This window comes from Pseudahrensia aquimaris, from assembly GCF_042676045.1.
GTDB lineage: Bacteria > Pseudomonadota > Alphaproteobacteria > Rhizobiales > Rhizobiaceae > Pseudahrensia > Pseudahrensia aquimaris.
The window spans coordinates 49,152-69,253 of the sequence record NZ_JBHTJV010000010.1; the positions used below are offsets into that span (position 1 = coordinate 49,152).

Here is a 20,102-nt window from a genome sequence, read left to right on the forward strand (position 1 = left end):
CCCAATAGCGGGGGGACACGTCCATGGACATCATCATCACCGGAATTTTGTTAGGCGGAACCTATGCGTTGATCGCGATGGGGCTGAATCTGCAATATGGCGTTGCGCGAATTATGAACCTCGCCAACGGTGAAATTCTGGTGGCCGGTGGCTTTATGGCCTTCATAAGTTTCACTGCCGGACAGCTTAGCCCCTTGCTGACCATATTCCTCGTTGCACCGCTAGCCTTCATCGTGAACTGGCTGATCTACCGCATCATGCTGCTGCCGCTGGTGAAACGATCCAAAACGCGTGGCCAGCTTGAGACCGACAGCATTCTCGCGACATTCGGGCTGTCGTTTATCGGCGTGGGCCTGATGCTGGCTTTTTTCGGTGGCGATTATTTTTCATACAGTTATTTGGCTGTTCCCGTCGAAATTTTCAGCAGCACTTATGGGCTGAACCGGGTGGTGTCGTTTCTCATGGCAGCTGCGATTTGCGGCGCGCTCTATATCTGGCTCAACAAAACCCGCACTGGTCTTTCCATTCGCGCTATAGCAACCCAGCCTGCGTCTGCGCGGCTGGTGGCGATTGATGTGATCAAACTGTCTGCCTTCGCCTTTGCCTTGGGTGGCGCCGTCACAGCTGTCGGCGGCGCGCTGATTTCTAGTTATTTGACACTGGATGCGTCGACCGGCGTGGTCTTCACGCTGAAAGCGCTCATTATCGTCATCATGGGTGGCGTGGGCGACGTGCGTGGCACTATCGTTGCGGCACTGCTGCTCGGCATTATCGAGACCGCCGTTGCCACATTGATCGACCCAGGCCTGACGCTTGCTGCCGCCTACATCTTATTCTTGCTGGTTCTGCTTTTCCGCCCGCAAGGCCTGTTCGGAAAGAGCGCCACATGACGCTGACCGCTACAGATCTCCGTAATCTTGTTCTGGTCGCCATTGCTGTCGCCGTCTGCGCCATGCTGCCGTTTTCCGGCTCAGGCTATTGGCTGGGCTTAGGCGTCAACATCGCCATGTTCACGGTGCTGGCAACATCTTGGGCGCTGTTTTCCGGCCCGACTCACTACATCAGCTTGGCCACCGCCGCATTCTTTGGCGTAGGGACGTATGTAACCGGACTCGGGATCGAAACGCTGCCTTTTCCCGCGCTGGTTGCCATCGCAGGCGCAATTGGCGCGTTTCTCGCGGCTATTGTTGGCATGGCAACGCTGCGCCTGTCCGGCGTCTATTTCGTGATCTTCACCCTCGGACTGGCCGAACTCGTGCGCCAAGTTATCACTTGGGTGCAGAACACCAGCGGCCAAAAAGGGCTCTACGTCCTCACTGATCTGGACGAGACAGGCATCTATTGGTGGCTGCTTGGCATGGTAACGCTTGTCTATCTCGTTGGCTGGTTGATCGGTCGTTCCAAACTGGGCTTCGCCGTTCGCATCATCGGTGACGATGAAACGGTTGCCGCGCATGTTGGCATCAACACCGCGCGCACCAAGGTCTTGCTGTTCATGGTGCCGGGCGCAGTGGCCGCTATGACAGGGGCAATCCTTGCACCGCGCTATGTTTATATCGAGCCGTCTTTAGCCTTTGCGCCAATCCTCTCGTTCCAGGTCGTCATCATGGCGCTGCTTGGAGGAACATCGAGACTTTGGGGGCCGCTTGTCGGCGTCATACCGTTCACGCTGTTGCTTGAGGTCATCTCTTCAAACTTCCCCAATCAAACGACGCTGGTTCTCGGCATAGCATTCCTCCTAATCGTCTATTTCATTCCGAAGGGTTTCGTTGGCCTGCTCTCCCGCATAGGCCAAGGCGCGAAAGAGAGGGTGACATGAGCGCTTCCATTCTCTCGCTGCGCGGTGTCACCAAACGCTTTGGCGGACTGGTTGCCGTCAACAGCATGGATTTCGATGTGCGCGAGCATCAGGTCATGGGCCTGATCGGCCCAAACGGTTCGGGCAAATCCACAACGCTGAATCTTATCTCTGGTGCTCTGAAGCTTAACGAAGGCGAGATCAGCCTTCGCGGCACACCCATCTCCAATCTGCCAGCGCAAGATATCGCCCGAAAGGGTGTGAGCCGCACTTTTCAGCTAGTGCGCATGTTGTCTTCTATGACGGTGCGCGAGAATGTTGTGGCAGGCGGAGTTTATGGCCACCGCAAGCGCTGGGGCAGCGAAGCCTTGCGCCATGCCGATAGTCTGTTGGAGCGTGTCGGTCTTTCTGGACAGGGAGGGCTCAGCGTCGGCCAATTGACCTATATCGACACCAAGAGAGTGGAACTCGCACGAACGCTTGCGGGTGATCCGAAAGTCCTGTTGCTGGACGAATGGCTGGCAGGTCTCAACCCGACCGAGCTTCAGATCGGCATAGATCTCATCAAATCCCTTCGTGATGAAGGCCGAACAGTCATCCTTGTGGAGCACGTCATGGATGCGATCCGCTCGCTCTGCGATCAATGCGTGGTCATGGCATCCGGCACCAAAATCGCTGAAGGCACACCGACCGAAGTGCTGTCGGACCGCGAAGTCATCCGCGCTTACCTGGGGGACGACGATGCTTGAACTCGAAAACATTACCGTCCGCTACGGGCAACACCGCGCGTTGGAAGAGGCGAGCGTCAAGGTGAAAGAGGGTGAAATTGTGGTTATCCTCGGCGCTAATGGCGCGGGAAAATCCACTTTGTTGAAAGCAGCAAGCGGCATTTGCGAGGGGTCGGTGAGCGGTTCCGCCCGATTGAACGGCACCGAATTGATTGGCCTGAGCGCCAACAAAATCGTGGATGAGGGATTGGCTCTGGTGCCTGAAGGGCGCGGCGTTTTCCCCGAACTCACAGTGAAAGAAAATCTGACATTGGGCGCTTACTCACAAAGAGCGCGAGACGAGGAAAAGCAAAATCTGGCGCGCGTACAAGAGTTGTTCCCCAAGCTGGCAGATCGCGCCAGCCAGATAGTCGGCACCATGTCCGGCGGCGAACAGCAGATGGTCGCCATTGGGCGCGCCATGATGTCGAACCCTCGTATTTTGACGTTGGATGAGCCGTCGCTAGGCCTCTCGCCGCTCCTGTCGAAAGAGCTGTTCGCCAATCTGGCAAAGGTACGCGATTTGGGTCTTGGCATCTTGCTGGTTGAGCAAAACGCCAAGCAATCGCTGGCCATTGCTGATCGTGGCTATCTGTTGGAAAACGCCCACGTCACCCACGAAGACACAGCCCAGGCTCTGATCAGCGATCCTGCTGTGCAGGCAGCCTATCTGGGCGCGGCTTCCAGCAATGAGAGCCCGCCCACAGCTTCAGAACCTGAAGCCACACCAAAGCTGGAAACGCCCAGCGCATTTCAGGTCAAACCCGCTTCCACACAAACAATGTCGGCGGACACAATTTTGGGCCGCTCAATCAGCGATCTTGTTGACGCAGCAGACGAAGCCAGTCGCCAGAATGTTCTGCGACCCGTTGTGCCAGCCACGAATGGTAAAACGATCGGTGTGCCATCGGACCGCCTTTCGGCTGCGCTCAACGAAATCGAAATGTCAGCCAAACGGGCGCTGGATCGCAAATCGTCTGCCCGGCCATTGCGCACATCACAAAGCGAACGCTTGCAGCCCCAACCCATCGCGTCCTTGCCCGCGAGTGATCAGAAGCCTGTCGTTATTGAAGTCTACCGTGCACCGCGCGTTGAAGTGTATCGCCGTCAGCCCGGCAGCAACGAATTTGAACGAGATTGAGGAGCGAGACGATGTTGGATCGACCGACCACTGCTGCGGAAATCAAAGGCATGTATATTGGCGGACACTGGGTGCCCGGCAGCAGCATGTTTGCCGATATAAACCCGTCAAACGGCCACGTCTGGGCGCATGTTCCTGATGGTGGACGCCAAGAAGCGCGCGCTGCCATTGATGCAGCGCAATCTGCTTTTCCCGCCTGGTCACAGATGCTGTTTCAGGAGCGTGCCGCTATTCTGCTTAAGGCAGCGGACATCTGGGAACGCCGCAAAATGGACTTTGTCACCGCTGTAGTCGCGGAAGGCGGAGGCTGGTTCGGCAAGGGCATGTTTGAGGCAGGCTACGTGCCGGAGGTTTTTCGAGCCGCTGCCGCCATGTGCTACAATTCCATTGGCGAGGTGTTGCCCTCCACCCATGGCAAGGTTTCCATGGCACAGCGCGTCCCCATGGGCGTGATCAGCGTGATCAGCCCGTGGAACATGCCGGGTATTTTGACATCGCGCGGTTTTGCTTTTCCGCTGGCTGCGGGCAACACGATTGTGCTGAAGCCATCGGAGGACACACCTTATACGGGTGGGCTTTTCTTCGCAGAGATCATGGAAGAAGCGGGTATCCCCAAGGGCGTATTCAACGTGGTCACCTGCTCCCGCGAGCGAGTTGGCGAAATGGGCGATGAATTGGTGGAGAACCCACTGGTGAAGGGCGTCTCGTTTACTGGCTCCACCCCGGTGGGTCGTCAGATCGCCGCTAAAGCTGGCGCGCATTTGAAGAAGGCTTGTGTGGAGCTTGGCGGCAAAGACAGTCTGATTGTTCTGGAAGACGCTGACATGGATCGCGCCACTTCCGCCGCCAGCTTCGGCGCTTTCATGCACCAGGGTCAAATCTGCATGAGCGTGGAGAAAGTGCTGGTGCATGAAAGCATCTACCCAGATTTCCTTCGCGAGTTCGTTGCCCGCGCTCAAAAGTTGAAGACGGGCGATACGGCGGACAACGCCAATGTCATCGGTCCTCTCATCAACGACCGACAAGTGGAGCGTGTTAAGTTTCAGATCGAAGACGCGTTAGCGAAGGGCGCAAAGGCCGTTCTCGGCGGACGCGTTTGGGATCGTTTCGTAGAGCCTACCATTCTCACCAATGTCACGCCGGATATGGCCGTTTGGCGCGATGAGACCTTTGGACCGGTCGCTGTCGTCGTACCATTTAAGACGGACGCTGAAGCCATCGCGCTCAACAACGACACTGAATACGGACTAAGTTCCGGCATCATCACTGCAGACGAGAACCGTGCGCTGGAGATGATCCCTAGCCTTCAAACCGGCATGTGTCACGTTAATTGCAGCTCTGTGAACGACGAGCCCCATGTTCCCTTTGGCGGGTCTAAAGCCTCTGGTGTGGGGCGGCATGGGGGCAAGTGGTCGATGGAGACTTTCACTGAAACCAGATGGATCACGCTCGACCGTGGTCATCGTCCTTTCCCTCCGGTGTTCTAATGGCTTGGCAACGCGCACCCTTGTTGAAGGGCAAAACCATCGTCGTCACTGGTTCGGTTTCTGGTATTGGCTTGGAAACGGCCCACCTGTGCACTGCCATGGGCGCCCGCGTTCTGGGCGTGGATGTAACCAAGCGGTTCGATCATGTGGAAGAATTTTACAAGGCCGATCTGACTGATGGGCGCACAATTGATGCGCTGGTGGATGCATTGCCAGATGGTATTGACGGCTTGGCCAACAGCGCGGGCTTGCCGCCCACCGCACCAGCGGAAAAGGTGCTGGCAGTGAACCTGTTTGGACTTAAACATCTCACAACCGGCCTCATCCCGAAGATGAACGATGGTGCGAGCATCGTGAATGTGGCCTCACTCGCAGGTTTCGGCTGGCCCGAGGCCATCGACGTCATCAAGGCAGGCGAAGATGTGCATGTTGATGATACGGCCAGTTTTGCAACACAACATTCAATCACGAACGAAGGCGGGCGCAGTTATTTCTACAGCAAAGAAGCCCTGATCGCTTGGACCATGCAAAACCGCTGGCGCTGGCGCGACCGTGGCATCCGCATGAACAGCGTCAGCCCCGGCCCTGTCGATACACCTATTCTGGGCGACTTTCTCGAAACGCTGGGCGCGCGGGCTGAAGAAGATGCCAAAATCATGGACCGTCCCGGTACGCCTGAAGACATCGCGCCCATCATCGCCTTCCTGCTGTCTGATATGACCACGTGGATACGCGGCACCAACATTCCCGCCGATGGCGGCATGTCCTCTAACATCCTGTGCGAAATGCATGGGCTTTCTTCATAGGAGAAATCGCTATGTCTCTCTTGGCTTGGACCATTCTCATATTAATTGTTCTTGCAGTGTTGGTTGTCATCGCTGCAGCACTTTTTCAACGGGCCACCAACGAGGTCGCTTTGGTGCGAACAGGTGTTGGGGGCCGGCGTGTGATCATTGATGGCGGAACGATTGCGCTGCCATATTTCCACGAAATCACCCGCGTGAATATGCAAACCCTGCGCATGGACGTGGCCCGAACGGGAGAATCCGCGCTCATCACCAAAGACCGCCTGCGGGTGGATGTTGGCGCAGAATTTTACGCCAGCGTCACACCCGATCCAGAAGCTATTACCCGTGCGGCTCAAACCTTGGGCAAGCGCGTGTTTCAACCTGACCAACTCAAGAGTCTGATCGACGGTATGATGATCGATTCTCTTCGTGCAGTTGCTGCCAGGATGACGATGGACGAATTGCACGAAAACCGTAGCGCGTTCGTGTCTGAAGTGCGCGATGCGCTCAAGGACACGCTCAACAAGTACGGGCTGCAATTGGACAGCGTTTCGCTGACCGCGCTCGATCAGACACCGTTCTCTGCACTCGATGAAAACAACGCTTTCAACGCTGTGGGTATGCGCAAATTGGCTGAGGTAATCGCCAAGTCCAAGAAGGAACGCGCCGAGATTGAGGGTGACAGCCAAGTCAGTGTGGCACGGGCGGCGATGGAGTCCGAACGCCGCCGCTTGGAGATTGATCTTGAGCAGCGACGTGCTGAAATTGCACAAACACAGGAAGTCGAGACGCTAATGGCGGCGCAGCTTTCGGAAATCGCAGCTCGTAAGGCCGACAGCGAACGATCCGCAGCGCAAGCCCGTATCGAAATGGAGAAAGATATTGCTTCAGCCGATATTGCCAAGGAACTGGCCATCCGCGAAGCGGAAATTTCCCAAAGTCTTGCGCTGGAAATTGCCGAGCAAGAACGCGCAATTTCGTTTGCCGCAAAATCGCAAGAGGAAAGTCAGGCGCAAGCAAAAGCTGATGGTGCGCGCATAGCAGCCGTAAAGGCCGATGAAGCTGTTCAAACTGCCCGCCAATTGGCGCAGGCTGATCGCCGCAAACAGTTGAGCCTGATCGCTGCCCAAGAGCAAGCCGAAGCTGCAGCCGCAAAAGCGAAGATCACAGCTGCGAGTGATAAATCAACGGCTGCTGATATTGCCGCCGCCAAGCGGGAAGAAGCGGAAGCGATCAAGCTGGTGAAGCTGGCCGAAGTTGAAGCCAACCTTGCACAGATTGAGGCGAACAATGCCCGATCCGAAGCGCAGGTTGCGATGGAGCTTGAATTGGCCCGCTTGGACGCCATGCCGAAGATAGTGAGCGAGATGGTTAAACCGGCAGAGAAGATCAAAGGCATCTCCATCAATCACATCACAGGCATGGGCCGACAGGACGAAGGCGAGACACGTTCGTCATCCTCGCCCGTCAATCAAACGGTTGATGCGATACTCGACATGGCTGTGTCATTGCCCAGTCTCAACAAGTTGGGCGATATGATCAGTAAGAATATGGAAGCCACGATTACCGATAAACCCAAGCCCGACCCGAACAAGTAGTGGTTCGGCCAAACGGTACACCTCAAACATGCGGAATGTTATGAAGTCTAAGAAAACACAGGTTTGCATCATCGGTTCTGGTCCTGCAGGGCTGCTGCTGTCCCAATTGCTGCACAACGAGGGCATTTCCAGCATTATCGTGGACCGCCAATCGCGCTCTCGCATCGAAGAGCGTGTGCGGGCTGGTGTGCTGGAATGGGGTTCGGTGGAGGCTTTGGAAGACGCTGGCATTGGCGAGCGGATGCACCGCGAAGGCTTGCCTCACAGCGGCTTTGATCTCGCCTTTGACGGCGATTTGCATCGCATTGATCTGACAGCCTTGGTCGATAAACGGGTAATGGTTTATGGCCAGACCGAGGTGACGATTGATCTTATCGCGCGGCGTTTGAAGCAGGGGTGCGAGATCATCTTCTCTGCCGAAGAGGTTCAGCCCATCGACGTGAAATCCGATGCGCCGAAGGTGCGCTACACAAAAGACGGCGAGACGGTGGAAATTACTTGTGACTACATCGCAGGCTGCGATGGGTTTCACGGCGTGTCTCGACAGACCATCCCGCAAGACATTCTTAAAACATTCGAGCGGGTCTATCCGTTCGGCTGGATGGGCGTGTTGGTTGAAAAACCGCCCGTGTCTGATGAGTTGATCTACGCCAACCACCAGCGCGGCTTTGCGCTGTGCTCCATGCGCTCACCGACGCGCAGTCGATATTATGTCCAATGCCCGACAACGGACAAAGTAGAGGATTGGTCCGACGCGCGCTTTTGGGATGAGCTTGCGGTGCGCATAGGGCCGCAGGTAGCTGCCAACTTGGAAACGGGCGACAGTTTTGAAAAATCAATCGCACCTTTGCGTAGCTTTGTTGCGGAGCCTATGCGTTTTGGCAATTTGTTCCTCTGCGGAGATGCCGCCCATATTGTGCCACCGACAGGCGCAAAGGGCTTGAACCTCGCCATCGCCGATGTTCGAATTCTATCCCGTGGCTTGATCGAGCACTACAAACGCGCACAAGACGCTTATCTCGAAGCCTATTCACAAACATGTTTGAAACGGGTTTGGAAGGTCGAACGCTTCTCTTGGTATATGTCCACCATGCTGCACCAGTTCCCTGAATTCAGCGGCTTTGAAAAGCGTATGCAGCGTGCGGAGTTTGACTATCTGGCGGGTTCAGAAGCTGCCTCACAAGCACTGGCTGAAAACTATGTTGGCTTGCCCCTCGAGATGTAGTCAGTCGAACGCGCCTATTATCAGGAACGAAGTCTCTGACGCTGAAACAGCAACAAGCATCAAGCCTCTCTATGGTCGTTTGAAGCCAAAGGAGCGACCCGATACAACCCCTCGCGCGCGGGCTGGGTATCGGGCAATTGGACGTTCCAAGCCAGCTTTAGTTTCTCAAAAACACGGATGACGCCAAAGCCAGGATCCATCTGGCCCGGCTCGATTCCCAAACGGGCAGAGTGGGGGAATGCGTGATGATTGCCGTGCCATGCTTCGCCGAATGTGATGAGACCGAGACCTGACAGGTTATACCCTTGAGATGGTAGACCTTTGATGCGCCATATCTGGCTGCCACGGCGATGGGCATAATGACCGACTGCCCAGTGTCCAATGAGCGATACCGAGATGCGCAGACAAATGCCCCAAAGCACAAAGCCGATTCCACCAAGCAAGAAGAGCGGGACCGTCAAAATGAGTTGTTGTGCCATCCACGTTCGTTCCATGAACGCGTAGACGGGGTCGTTCGCCACCTCTTCTTCAATTTGGAAGTGCGGCGGATTGATCAATCGGAATTCACAGCACAATTGCCACCATGCGTCGCGCCAAAAGCCAGCGCCATGGGACGGATGTGGCGGACACAGCGTCTGCCGTTGATGCCAGTCGCGCATGTCGTGCGCGCGAATCATGCCGAAGGGACCTGCCATGCCGACAAGAGTGCCGAGCCAGACCAGTGTGTATTCCAACCATTTTGAGGTCGAGAAACTTCGGTGGATCAGCAGCCGGTGCATTCCCACCGAATGACCAAGGCAGATTGAGAGCGCTGTGAGAGCAACGAATATCAACAAGCCTAAAAGGCTCGGAAACAGGAAAATAGCGGCTATGCCGCCGGTTATGTGGGCTGCAAGCCAGAGCGCTTTCGGCCACACTATGCAGATCACTCCATCCATCGGGTTCGTCTCGCTGCGCGGAAACACACGATCCGTTGCGACCCATTTGGAGTGCCGTTCACCCATCTTTTGCTTCCGTGATGGCCCTCTGAGCGACATCGCGGGCGAGCACGTCCATCGCGAATTTGCCGCTCAAGCTCATCAAGGGTTTGAAAAACCAAGCTGGCGCAAGGTGCCGATTGTAGTCCAGCGATACCTCGAGACGTGAACCATCTCCTTCAGGCGCCAGTGAATATGTTAGTGCGGTAAAGCCGATCCATTGGGCGAAGGGTGTTGTGTCGGAAAGTATGGCAAAACGAACGCGATTTGGCGTGCGTTCAACGACTTGCAGGTTCAAGTATCCTGCCCCTTCGCGCCCTTCAAAACGCACCTGCCGCATTGATCCTAATGCCACCCCTTCGTCAATGGTAACCGCTACCGGCTGAGGAAAAGCACTCAGATATTGGGGGAGACGAAATTTTGGCGATGTAGCAGTCTGAAGTGCTGACCAGACATCGGCTGATGGTGCATTGATCGAACGGATGGCGCTGGTTGTGCCTGATTTCTCAAAGGAAAAACTCTGCCACACGCCTTCCATGCTGGAAACGCCCAGCAGTAAAGCTACGGCTAGAACGCTTCCGACATCAAACAGTCTGGTTTCGCCACCCTTGCCGGTGATCTTTCGATGTGCGGCACGGGCGAGAAAAACAAGCAACTTAATGGCAAAAGCGAGAGCGAAAACCACGCCTAGAAGGACAGCAGCGCAAAAAAGAAAAACTAGGATGCCGCCGAAATCACTGCTCCCCGCAGCTTCCGCTGGCATCGGTGCCAAAACGGTTGCAAGGGTGATGCAGATCATAACGGCCAAAGAAGTCTGAAGGCTTTTGCGAAAAAGTGTATCTGAAAACCCGACAGACAAGCGTCCTGTCACTGCCATATATGACAAATGAACGGCCACAATAACGATCAGCGGTGTTACAAATTGCAAGCCGGTTTGAACGTAAGCGGTGCCCGAGACGTTCCATGCATAGAGCAGAGCAGCGGCGCCGGCCAAAACGTGAACCATAAGTTCAATGGGTGAGCGTGCTATCAACGAGCCCTCGCAATCCTCTCAGGTGCGCCACATAAAGCGGTTACTGCCCGCGCACTAAAACAGGATGACCTGCTCCCGTATAAACACGATAGATGACCATATGCCTCATGGTTCAACTTCCGGTCCTACAGTTTGCCGACACCAATCGGTCTAACTGGCCAGGGATTGCTCGAGACGATCTAATGTGCGCATGGCGTCAAGAACCTCGTGAACCGAACCATTCGGCTCACGCTTCTCTTGGATAGCTGCAATGAATTCGCGGTCAATCAATTCGATGCCGTTGCTCGACACAGCGACATTGCTCAGGTCAATTGGGTTTTCGTATCCGTCAAACAAGTCATCGTAGCGGGCGATATAGGTGCCGTTATCGCAGATATAACGAAAGAACGTGCCCAGTGGCCCATCGTTATTGAACGAGAGCGACAACGTGCAAATCGCCCCTGAAGGCGTTTTCATACCAATCGACATATCCATCGCAATGCCTAGTTCTGGGTGGTGGGGGCCCTCCAGCGCGTAACACTGCGACGCTAATTCTCCAGTCTGATATTGGAACAAATCAACAGTGTGGCAGGCATGGTGCCACAGCAAGTGATCCGTCCAACTGCGCGGCTCGCCTTTGGCATTCATGTTGGATCGGCGGAAGAAAAAGGTCTGAACGTCCATCTGCTGAACGTTCAATTCGCCGGCGTCGATCTTCGCTTTGATCCACTGGTGTGACGGGTTAAAGCGCCGCACTTGCCCGGCCATCGCCAGCACGCCGGTTTCTTTTTGCACCTGACAGATGCGCTCGCTGTCTTCCAGAGAATCCGCCATGGGGATCTCAATCAATACAGGCTTGCCCGCCTTCATGCAGGCGATGGCTTGCTCTGCGTGGATTTGAGTAGGCGTTGCCAAAATCACCGCATCCACATCGTCTTGTGCTAGGCATTCATCCAGCGATGTTGAGGCATGCCCTATACTGCGCTCAGCCGCGAGCGCGTTGATCTTGGATTCAGTTGGCCCCATCACCGAAGTGACCGTGACGCCATCAATGGCCGCCAAGGCATCCAGATGCTTGATTCCGAACGCGCCATAAGCGCCTGCAACACAGATTTTCATGGGTGGCTTGCCTCTAGCTCTTTTTGTTTTCCAAAATGATGTGCCCAACGGCCGTGTTCGACGCAGGTACATGATAGTGGCGGTGAACTTCCGTCACCTCATCATCCAGCGCACCGCGCATGATGTGCCACATGACCATCTCCACCCCTTCCGAACCAGCCTCGCGCAGATATTCAACATGAGGCATTTTCGACAGACCAACAGGGTCGGTCGTTAAGCGATTGAGGAAGTCGGTGTCGAAATCCTGATTGATGAGCCCCGCACGCTTGTATTGAAGCTGGTGGCTCATGCCGCCCGTGCCAAAAATGACGACGTTCAAGTCCTCTTCATAGCTTTCAATAGCACGGCGGATCGCTTTGCCGAGATTGAAGCAGCGGTTACCCGTTGGGGGCGGATATTGAACGACGTTGACGCAAAGCGGGATCACGAGAGCCGGCCATTCATCGTCCACACCGTGTTCGCCGAACATGACGGACAAAGGCACGGTGAGGCCGTGATCGACCTCCATCTCGTTCATAATGGTGATGTCGAATTCATCCAGAATGAGCGACTGCGCGATATGGCTCGACATCTTTTGGTGGTTTTTAACCACCGGCACCGGACGCGGCCCCCAGCCTTCGTCAGCGGGGTGAAATTCCGCCGCGCAACCCAGTGCAAATGTCGGAATACACGAGGCGTCAAAAGCCGTGCAGTGGTCATTGTAGACCAGAAAGACAACATCGGGATTGGCCTTCTTCATCCATTCGCGCGACTTCTCGAAACCATCAAAGCAGGGCTCCCAATAAGCGTCTTTGGTGTTGCCGGTATCCATCGCCACGCCAATGGCGGGCACGTGGGAACAGCCCACGCCTGCGGTTATTCTAGCCATCAGCTTTCTCCCTTTTCATCCCATTCGCTCTGGTAACGATTGCCCTCTGGTGAGCGCCCTCCATCAAGCATCATTTTTCGGTATTTCTCCTGGCCCATGCCGGTCATGATTCCGGCCAACTGCTGAAAGTTGATCCCGTCATTGGCGGCCAGCTTGCTGGTGTAATAAATGTTGCCACCGAGCGCGAGCATGCCATTCCAGTCACGATCCAGAACCGCTTGGCGTTGCTCCGCAGTCATTGGAAACTTGTCCAGATAGGCCGCTTCGTCCGAGTTGAACTCGTCGCGATTCTTCTGAAGGCGCATGGAAATGCAAAATTGGTTCAGGTGATAGCCTTCCCGGCTCGCGTCGGCATCAAATACGTATGTTCCTGGAATATCGTCATAGTCTTTTCTCGTGCCCATCGGCTTCGCCTTTCCGTTCACTCAAATCGATTTCATCGCCAAACCGGCGTCGATTGCATCGGACAATGCGCCCAGATCATCAGTTCCGATAGCCGCTGCATCAAGTCCGAGCTCGCCAACTTCTCTTTGTCGCAGGACAGTTCCCGCAGTTGAATGCGGCGAGATTCCCAAGTCGCGAAGCGTTTGCGCTACCTCTTCCATTTCCGCTGCTCTTCGGATTCCGTGGGTCACGGTCCGTTCGATCATATAGGGTGCGCGGTGCGCCCAGTCGAAGCCGGGGAAACTGGCTTCTAAGGACGTGATAATGTCGTCTTCAATGCCCGCCTTTCGTGCCGCAAGGAAACATTCAAGCGTTAACGCCTCCAAGCCTTTGATCATCACAGAGCGGATCATTTTGCGTGTGGAAGCAGCGCCGATTTCGTCTCCAGCGACCTCGGCGTTCATGCCCAAAGATGCCATCATTTCGCGCGCCACATGTGCTGATGGCCCGGCAAGCAAGCAGGGCGATTTGTGCAAACGCGGATGAACTGGCGTCATCACGGCAACATCCACATATCGTCCGCCCGCTTGAGCGATCAGCTTTGCCGAACGGCGTTTGGATTTTGGCGAACAACTGTTGCAATCAAGAAAGAGGATGTTGTCCAGGTTTTCACTGGCAAGCTGAGAGGCTGCGATCTCCGCTTGATCCGCCGTTACCAGAGAGAAGATCACATCAACATCTTTGCAAATCTGCGACGCTGTATCCAAACCCCGTACGTTGAGACGCGCGTAGTCGGCTTTTTTGGCAGCGTCAGTCTTTATGTCGAACGCTTTGATCGCCAATCCAGGTTCAGCTTCGCGCAGCCCGAGCGCAAATGCCTGAGCGGCTTCACCAAATCCCAAGAAGGCAATTTTTACGTCTGAATTCATAAGAAGTAACGTTTCCCAATTTCCATTGACCCTAGCACTGTAGGCTCTCTTGCGACCAATTCATTTGGGTCGATCAGTATTGAAAAAAGCTATTTAGCCTTCAGTCTGCTGTCTATCAGGATGATGAGGTTGCGCTAAATTTCTTCAAAAACTCAATGAAACGTTGCTGTGTTTCCGTTGGTCTCCAGCCGATGCGATAGGTTAGTCCAATATCGCGAATGTGCCCTTCGAGGGGAATATCCAGTGCGGTGATGGTCCCAAGTCTCTCATCGACGCCTATTTGATGGCGGGATACGACCGAAATATAGTTTCCTTGCGAGAGCAGTCCGCGCAGCAAAATCATCGAGGAAGACACCACCCGGACCGGGGTTTGATCAAGTTCTTGAATGTGCAGCGTGTTGAACAAGTATTGCCCTGCCGGTGTTTCTTTCGGCGGTGCAATCCACGGGTAATTGAGTGTTTCTTTCAAAGTGGGATTGCGCTTATTCGCTAACGGATGGCTGGGATGGGCAACGATGGCCAGCGCATCGCGAAACAGCAATTTTTGCTCCACATCGTCTGCGGAAAGCGGATAACGCAGTGCGCCAATTAAACAATCAATATCTCCTTCTCGCAGCGAGCGCAGCAGTTCGGGATAGCGCCCATCGACCACACGAACTTGCAAGCGAGGGGCGCTTTCGACCATGGCGTGAACGGCCTGTGGAACGATGGTTGTTCGAGCCAGAGGCAGGCTGCCGAGCACGAAGGTTCCGCGATCTTCGCCCAATTCGCGGCTGATTTCCTCCATGCCTTGCCGAATTTCAGCTTGTGCGAGTTTCGCTCCCAAAACGAGAGTCTCGGCTGCTTTGGTCAGCATGATGCCCGAGGGACTTGCTGTGAAAAGCGGGATCCCAGCGATTTCTTCAAGACTACGCGCTGCCCGGTGTATCGTGGGTTGTGACAGGCCCAGGTTACGGGCCGCAACCGAAAAACTGCCGGCATTGGCAATCGCGATCAGATTGCGCAATTGTGCTGCCGTTATCGAACGATCAAAGGTTGTTTGGCGTTTGTTGTTCTCCCCGCTGGTCCGCAATGCTGACCGCGCTGAATTCTCCAGATGCAGCAGAGCCTGTCCTGCCCGTCGCTTGAATGCTGCACCACTGGGTGTGAGTGAGAATTGGTCGCGACGCCGAACGAGCAGGGGAGAGTGAAGATACTCCTCCAATCGGGATATTGCCTGCGTGGCAGCTGGCTGGGAGAGGTGGCAGCGTTTTGCGGCCACCGAGACAGAACCGCTATCAGCGGCTTCAATGAAAACTCTCATGTGCCGGATGTTTGGAAAACCGTTGAGCATTTCACTTTCCTATAGCGTAACCTTATATTGGGTATCTATTTCCAAATAGGCAATCGTGGGACTGAAGCACTAAATTCACATCTCCAGACTTCAACCGCGATGGAAGCTTCAACCATGTCCGACAAAAAGACCGCCCTCGTAATAAGCGCTCACTCAGCAGACTTCGTCTGGCGGGCAGGTGGCGCAATCGCGCTGCATCAGGAAAAGGGTTACGAGGTCACTGTCGTGTGCCTCTCCTACGGCGAGCGCGGCGAAAGCGCGAAGTTGTGGAAGCAAGAGGGCATGACGCTGGAAAAGGTGAAAACCGAGCGTCGCAAAGAAGCCGAAAACGCCGCAGGTGCTTTGGGCGTGAATGACATTCGGTTTTTTGATGTAGGGGATTACCCGCTTGATCTTGGTCGCGAAACGCAGGACCGAATGGTGGATGTAATCCGCGAAGTCCAGCCCAAATTCATGATGTCTCATTCCAAGTGGGACCCCTACAACACCGACCACATGGAAACCACACAGTTTGCCTTGCAATGCCGTATGATCGCGCAGGCATGGGGTCACAATCCGGGGCAAAAGGTACTTGGCGCGCCGCAGCTTTATCTTTTCGAGCCGCACCAGACGGAGCAGATGGAATGGAAACCCAGCGTGTTTCTCGATATTACGGATGTGTGGGAAAAGAAATGGGCCGCCATCCAGTGTATGCAGGGCCAGGAGCACTTGTGGAATTTCTACAAAAACGTTGCTGAAAACCGTGGCAATCATTTCCGCCGCAATTCAGGTGGGCAGGCGGGCGGGCGCGCGGCAAAATATGCCGAGGGCTTTCAGACAATTTTTCCCCGCACCGTGGATGAACTGGAATGAGCTACGCACCGGGAACAACTGGCATTGTCGTCCAGAATATTGAGCGAGCGGACCAAAGCGTGATTGATGGCTTGGCGGAATGCGGCGTAGCAACGGTGCACGAAGCGCAGGGTCGCAAGGGTCTACTGGCTGACTATCTGCGGCCCATCTATCCTGGCGCGCGCATTGCAGGGTCTGCTGTGACCATTCTCGCGCCACCCTGCGACAACTGGATGATCCACGTTGCTATCGAGCAATTGAAAGAGGGTGATGTGCTTTTGCTCGGCACGATCACACCGTCCAACGCGGGTTATTTTGGCGATCTGCTCGCGACTTCGGCCATGACCCGCGGTTGCCGTGGCCTGATTATCGACGGCGGCGTGCGCGATGTTCGCGACCTTGAGGAAATGGGTTTCCCTGTATGGTCGAAAGCCATTCACGGGCAGGGGACGATCAAGGAGACGCTGGGCTCCGTCAACATTCCCGTTGTCTGCGCCGATGAACTGGTAAACCCCGGTGATGTGGTCGTGGCCGACGATGACGGTGTTTGCATTGTGCGCCGCGAAGAGGCTGCCGATGTGCTGGAAAAGGCGCGGGCGCGGGAGGCCAATGAGGCCAGCAAACGGGCACGTTTCGAAGCTGGTGAGCTTGGCTTGGACATCTACGACATGCGCGGAAGGCTGGCCGAAAAAGGCCTGAAATACGTCTGATGCAAAAATGGGCTAACCCATCATGAGTGGCGTTCGGTGCATGTGGATGCGCGGCGGCACGTCGAAGGGCGGCTATTTCCTTGCTGACGATTTGCCTTCAGACGCAACCCAACGCGATGCCATGCTGCTTGACATTATGGGCTCGCCCGATGTTCGGCAAATCGATGGCATGGGTAGCGCTGATCCTTTGACGTCCAAAGTTGCGGTGGTTCGGAAATCTGATCGCGATGACGTTGATGTGGACTATCTGTTTTTACAGGTCTTCGTCGACCAGCCAATCGTTACTGATGCTCAAAACTGCGGGAATATTCTTGCAGGCGTAGGGCCGTTTGCCATTGAACGCGGTCTGGTGGCAGCCCAAGACGATGAGACTTCTGTTTCAATCTACATGGAAAACACCGGCCAAATAGCCGTGGCAAAGGTGGAGACGCCTGCAGGTAGAGTGACCTATCGCGGAGATGCGATGATTGATGGCGTGCCGAAAGGCTCTGCGGCTGTACCGATAGTGTTCAAGGATACGGCCGGTTCTTCGTGCGGCGCGTTGCTGCCTTCGGGGAACGCCCGCGACGTCGTGGAGGGCGTTTCAGTTACCATGATTGATAACGGCATGCCGTGCGTTGTGATGCGAGCCGAAGACCTGGGCATTGCGGGTGAAGAAGCACCGGAGGCCTTGGAAGCGGATACTGTCCTGCGCGAAAAACTGGAGTCCATCCGCCTCGCTTGCGGGCCTTTGATGAATTTGGGTGATGTGAGCCAAAAGTCAGTGCCAAAGATGACGATGGTAAGCGCCCCAAAAAACGGCGGCGCAATCTCGACCCGTACATTCATTCCACACCGTTGTCACAAGACGATCGGCGTTCTTGGGGCGGTCAGCGTTGCAACCGCTTGTCTGATTGAGGGCACAACAGCCTACGATCTCGCCAGCCGGGGCGAAGGCAGGTATCGCAGCTTGTCAGTTGAACATCCCACTGGAGAAATGACCGTGGTGGCGACTTTGGACGACGCTGAAAATGTAAGCGAGGCCGCGATTTTGCGCACGGCTCGCAAGTTGATGGATGGAGAGGTTTTCCCCCATGAGTGACCACATGACTGAGCAGAAAATGGACGCGGATTGGCTCGAATTTCACCCAAACCCGAAGAAGCCCGACTTCGTGCTGCCCGAGGGTGCGGTTGACGCGCACTGCCACGTTTTTGGGCCATCACCTGAATTTCCCTACGCACCAGAACGCAAATACACACCATGCAATGCAGGCAAAGACAAGCTCTTTGCCCTGCGCGATCATCTGGGCTTTTCGCGCAATGTCATCGTGCAAGCGACCTGCCACGGCAAAGATAACAGCGCGATGGTGGATGCTTGTCGCACAGCCGGTGATCTTGCACGTGGCGTCGCCAGCGTAGGCGCTGATATCAGCAAGGATGAACTGGCGGACATGCACGAAGCGGGTGTGCGCGGTGTGCGGTTTAACTTCGTAAAGCGGCTGGTTGATGCAACGCCGCGCGAAGTCTTCATCGAGATTGCGCAGAAAATTCAGACCTTCGGTTGGTCCATCGTCGTCTACTTCGAAGCGGCCGATCTGGAGGATCTAGAACCCTTTCTCAAACAATTACCGGGCATCATCGTTGTCGATCATATGGGCCGCCCCGATGTGACCAAGGGCGTCGATCATCCCGATTTTGAGCGATTCATCGGGCTTATGGACGAAAACGAAAACATCTGGACCAAGGTAACATGCCCCGAACGACTGACTGTGGCAGGCCCGCCCTATGATGATGTAGTTCCCTATTATCGGGCTATCGTGGAGCGGTTTGAGGATCGGGTTTTGTGGGGCACTGACTGGCCCCATCCCAACATGAAGTCTCACATGCCCGATGACGGTGTTCTGGTTGATTATATCCCCAGAATTGCACCAACGCATACGCAACAGCAAAAGCTGCTTGTGGCTAATCCCATGCGGCTGTATTGGGCGGACTAACGGCCGGTCTTTACACTAGCAATATCGCTCTGGCCCTATCCACTGTGCCTGTGAATAGCGGTCGCCATGCGCCCAACCGATTGGCAGCGTGACCTCAACAGCTTTGATTTCCTCGTCCGTCAGCGGCCGATCAACGCCTTCGAGAAACTCTTTGAAATGCTCAACCGAGCGCGTGCCTGGGATAGGAATGATGTGCTCGCCTTTGGCCAAAACCCACGCGATGGCCAATCCGGCAGCAGAGATGTTCATGTCTGACGCCAGCGCTTGAAACGCACTAATCGCTGTTATGTTTGCGCTGTAATTGGGCTCCATAAACCGTGGATTATTGACCAAAAACGGAAGGTCTTGAACCGCTTCATAGCTTAACGGATTGTCCGTCAGTAAAGAACGCCCCACAGGCGAAAACGCGACTAAGGCCGCGCCCAGCTCTTTGCAGGTTTGAACCAATCCCATTTCCGGTGAGCGGGTGGAAAGCGAGTATTCCGATTGCACGGCCGCAACCGGGTGAACGGCATGAGCGCGGCGCAGTGATGAGGGTGCAATTTCGGAATAGCCAATCGCTTTGGTTTTGCCAGATTTTACCAAACCCGCCAGCGTCGCCGTCACTTCCTCGATTGGAATGTCCGGATTGCGGCGATGGACATAAAACAACTCGACCGCCTCAATGCCCATGCGTTGCAGACTCTTTTCCAGTTCGGATGTAAGATGCTCAGCGCTGTTGTCAAAAAAGCGTCCGGTCCCATCCGGCTTGGAGGAAATCGACGCTTTGGTGGCAATCTTGAAGTGATCTTTCGCGCTGGGATTTGCCTTCAGATAGGTGCCGATTACAGTCTCGGAGGTTCCCATGCCATAGACGTTTGCGGTGTCGATATGATCCACTCCCGCTTGCATTGCCGCGTCAAGAATTGCGTGGCTGTTTGCCTCATCCGTTGGTCCGTAGAAATTGGCAAACGACATCGCACCTATTCCGATAGGATGGATCAAGGGGCCATTTTTTCCCAGGCGTCTTGGCTTCATCTTGCTTGTGTCCTTCAGCGCAAAGCGTAACGGAAAAAACATAGCTCAAGACTGTGCGAAAGTGACCGGGCATTAGCGCTCCATTCACACTGTATTTTGATTCCGAATACGCCTTGATGCCGCCATAGTTCAGGCGCGTGGCTCG

General features: G+C 55.1%; 20 protein-coding genes and 1 pseudogene. 12 read left to right on the forward strand and 9 right to left on the reverse strand.

Annotated features, from left to right (window positions below; all coding sequences use genetic code 11):
• Window positions 1-23: 23 nt before the first annotated feature.
• From ACFQ14_RS12030 to pobA, 8 genes are read left to right on the forward strand one after another with little or no spacing between them, the layout of a single operon-like run.
• Window positions 24-890 carry a branched-chain amino acid ABC transporter permease gene (locus ACFQ14_RS12030; RefSeq protein ID WP_377213000.1) on the forward strand — a complete coding sequence of 289 codons (867 nt, stop codon included), beginning with the start codon at window positions 24-26 and terminating at the stop codon, window positions 888-890.
• Window positions 887-1,819: a branched-chain amino acid ABC transporter permease gene (locus tag ACFQ14_RS12035; RefSeq protein WP_377213001.1), complete on the forward strand. Its 933-nt coding sequence runs from the start codon at window positions 887-889 to the stop codon at window positions 1,817-1,819. The genes ACFQ14_RS12030 and ACFQ14_RS12035 overlap by 4 nt, the downstream gene beginning before the upstream one ends.
• Window positions 1,816-2,547 carry an ABC transporter ATP-binding protein gene (locus ACFQ14_RS12040; RefSeq protein ID WP_377213002.1) on the forward strand — a complete coding sequence of 244 codons (732 nt, stop codon included), beginning with the start codon at window positions 1,816-1,818 and terminating at the stop codon, window positions 2,545-2,547. Before ACFQ14_RS12035 ends, ACFQ14_RS12040 begins: the two co-directional genes overlap by 4 nt.
• Window positions 2,540-3,706, forward strand: coding sequence for an ABC transporter ATP-binding protein (locus tag ACFQ14_RS12045; RefSeq protein WP_377213003.1), 1,167 nt, complete (start codon window positions 2,540-2,542; stop codon window positions 3,704-3,706). Before ACFQ14_RS12040 ends, ACFQ14_RS12045 begins: the two co-directional genes overlap by 8 nt.
• Window positions 3,707-3,717: 11 nt before the next feature.
• Window positions 3,718-5,193 carry an aldehyde dehydrogenase family protein gene (locus ACFQ14_RS12050; protein WP_377213004.1) on the forward strand — a complete coding sequence of 492 codons (1,476 nt, stop codon included), beginning with the start codon at window positions 3,718-3,720 and terminating at the stop codon, window positions 5,191-5,193.
• Complete coding sequence (locus ACFQ14_RS12055) at window positions 5,193-5,999, forward strand: coniferyl-alcohol dehydrogenase (protein ID WP_377213005.1); 807 nt, start codon at window positions 5,193-5,195, stop codon at window positions 5,997-5,999. The genes ACFQ14_RS12050 and ACFQ14_RS12055 overlap by 1 nt, the downstream gene beginning before the upstream one ends.
• 11 nt (window positions 6,000-6,010) lie before the next feature.
• On the forward strand, window positions 6,011-7,579 hold the full coding sequence (locus ACFQ14_RS12060) for a flotillin family protein (RefSeq protein WP_377213006.1): 1,569 nt from the start codon (window positions 6,011-6,013) through the stop codon (window positions 7,577-7,579).
• A 40-nt stretch (window positions 7,580-7,619) separates the two neighbouring features.
• Window positions 7,620-8,804, forward strand: coding sequence for a 4-hydroxybenzoate 3-monooxygenase (gene pobA / locus ACFQ14_RS12065; protein WP_377213007.1), 1,185 nt, complete (start codon window positions 7,620-7,622; stop codon window positions 8,802-8,804).
• A 59-nt stretch (window positions 8,805-8,863) separates the two neighbouring features.
• On the opposite strand, the gene ACFQ14_RS12070 is transcribed toward pobA, so the two are convergent.
• The 8 genes and pseudogenes from ACFQ14_RS12070 to ACFQ14_RS12105 all read right to left on the reverse strand — a co-directional run.
• Window positions 8,864-9,808, reverse strand: coding sequence for an acyl-CoA desaturase (locus tag ACFQ14_RS12070; protein ID WP_377213008.1), 945 nt, complete (start codon window positions 9,806-9,808; stop codon window positions 8,864-8,866).
• A complete protein-coding gene (locus ACFQ14_RS12075) occupies window positions 9,801-10,814 on the reverse strand; it encodes an SRPBCC family protein (RefSeq protein ID WP_377213009.1) in 1,014 nt (337 codons plus the stop codon). The genes ACFQ14_RS12070 and ACFQ14_RS12075 overlap by 8 nt, the downstream gene beginning before the upstream one ends.
• Before the next feature lie 150 nt (window positions 10,815-10,964).
• Entirely contained in the window at window positions 10,965-11,912 is a 948-nt protein-coding gene (locus ACFQ14_RS12080; protein ID WP_377213010.1) for a Gfo/Idh/MocA family oxidoreductase, read from the reverse strand.
• Window positions 11,913-11,925: 13 nt separating this feature from the next.
• Window positions 11,926-12,780: a class III extradiol dioxygenase subunit beta gene (locus tag ACFQ14_RS12085; protein ID WP_377213011.1), complete on the reverse strand. Its 855-nt coding sequence runs from the start codon at window positions 12,778-12,780 to the stop codon at window positions 11,926-11,928.
• A complete protein-coding gene (ligA, locus tag ACFQ14_RS12090) occupies window positions 12,780-13,184 on the reverse strand; it encodes a protocatechuate 4,5-dioxygenase subunit alpha (protein ID WP_377213012.1) in 405 nt (134 codons plus the stop codon). Before ligA ends, ACFQ14_RS12085 begins: the two co-directional genes overlap by 1 nt.
• Window positions 13,185-13,205: 21 nt before the next feature.
• The gene (locus tag ACFQ14_RS12095; protein WP_377213013.1) at window positions 13,206-14,093 is read right to left on the reverse strand and encodes an NAD(P)-dependent oxidoreductase; all 888 of its coding nucleotides are present in this window, start codon (window positions 14,091-14,093) and stop codon (window positions 13,206-13,208) included.
• Window positions 14,094-14,208: 115 nt separating this feature from the next.
• Window positions 14,209-14,859: a LysR substrate-binding domain-containing protein gene (locus tag ACFQ14_RS12100; RefSeq protein ID WP_377213137.1), complete on the reverse strand. Its 651-nt coding sequence runs from the start codon at window positions 14,857-14,859 to the stop codon at window positions 14,209-14,211.
• 81 nt (window positions 14,860-14,940) lie between these two features.
• Window positions 14,941-15,426, reverse strand: a pseudogene (locus tag ACFQ14_RS12105) (LysR family transcriptional regulator); the annotation flags it as partial.
• 114 nt (window positions 15,427-15,540) lie between these two features.
• On the opposite strand from ACFQ14_RS12105, the gene ACFQ14_RS12110 reads away from it, so the two are divergent.
• From ACFQ14_RS12110 to ACFQ14_RS12125, 4 genes are read left to right on the forward strand one after another with little or no spacing between them, the layout of a single operon-like run.
• Window positions 15,541-16,278, forward strand: a complete 738-nt coding sequence (locus ACFQ14_RS12110; protein ID WP_377213014.1) for a PIG-L deacetylase family protein — start codon at window positions 15,541-15,543, stop codon at window positions 16,276-16,278.
• The gene (gene ligK, locus ACFQ14_RS12115) at window positions 16,275-16,967 is read left to right on the forward strand and encodes a 4-carboxy-4-hydroxy-2-oxoadipate aldolase/oxaloacetate decarboxylase (RefSeq protein WP_377213015.1); all 693 of its coding nucleotides are present in this window, start codon (window positions 16,275-16,277) and stop codon (window positions 16,965-16,967) included. The genes ACFQ14_RS12110 and ligK overlap by 4 nt, the downstream gene beginning before the upstream one ends.
• A 22-nt stretch (window positions 16,968-16,989) precedes the next feature.
• A complete protein-coding gene (locus ACFQ14_RS12120; protein WP_377213016.1) occupies window positions 16,990-18,048 on the forward strand; it encodes a 4-oxalomesaconate tautomerase in 1,059 nt (352 codons plus the stop codon).
• Between the two features lie 4 nt (window positions 18,049-18,052).
• Window positions 18,053-18,940, forward strand: a complete 888-nt coding sequence (locus tag ACFQ14_RS12125) for an amidohydrolase family protein (RefSeq protein WP_377213017.1) — start codon at window positions 18,053-18,055, stop codon at window positions 18,938-18,940.
• Between the two features lie 15 nt (window positions 18,941-18,955).
• Here the strand turns inward: ACFQ14_RS12125 and ACFQ14_RS12130 are convergent, their stop codons facing one another.
• A complete protein-coding gene (locus ACFQ14_RS12130) occupies window positions 18,956-19,924 on the reverse strand; it encodes an aldo/keto reductase (protein WP_377213018.1) in 969 nt (322 codons plus the stop codon).
• Window positions 19,925-20,102: the final 178 nt, after the last annotated feature.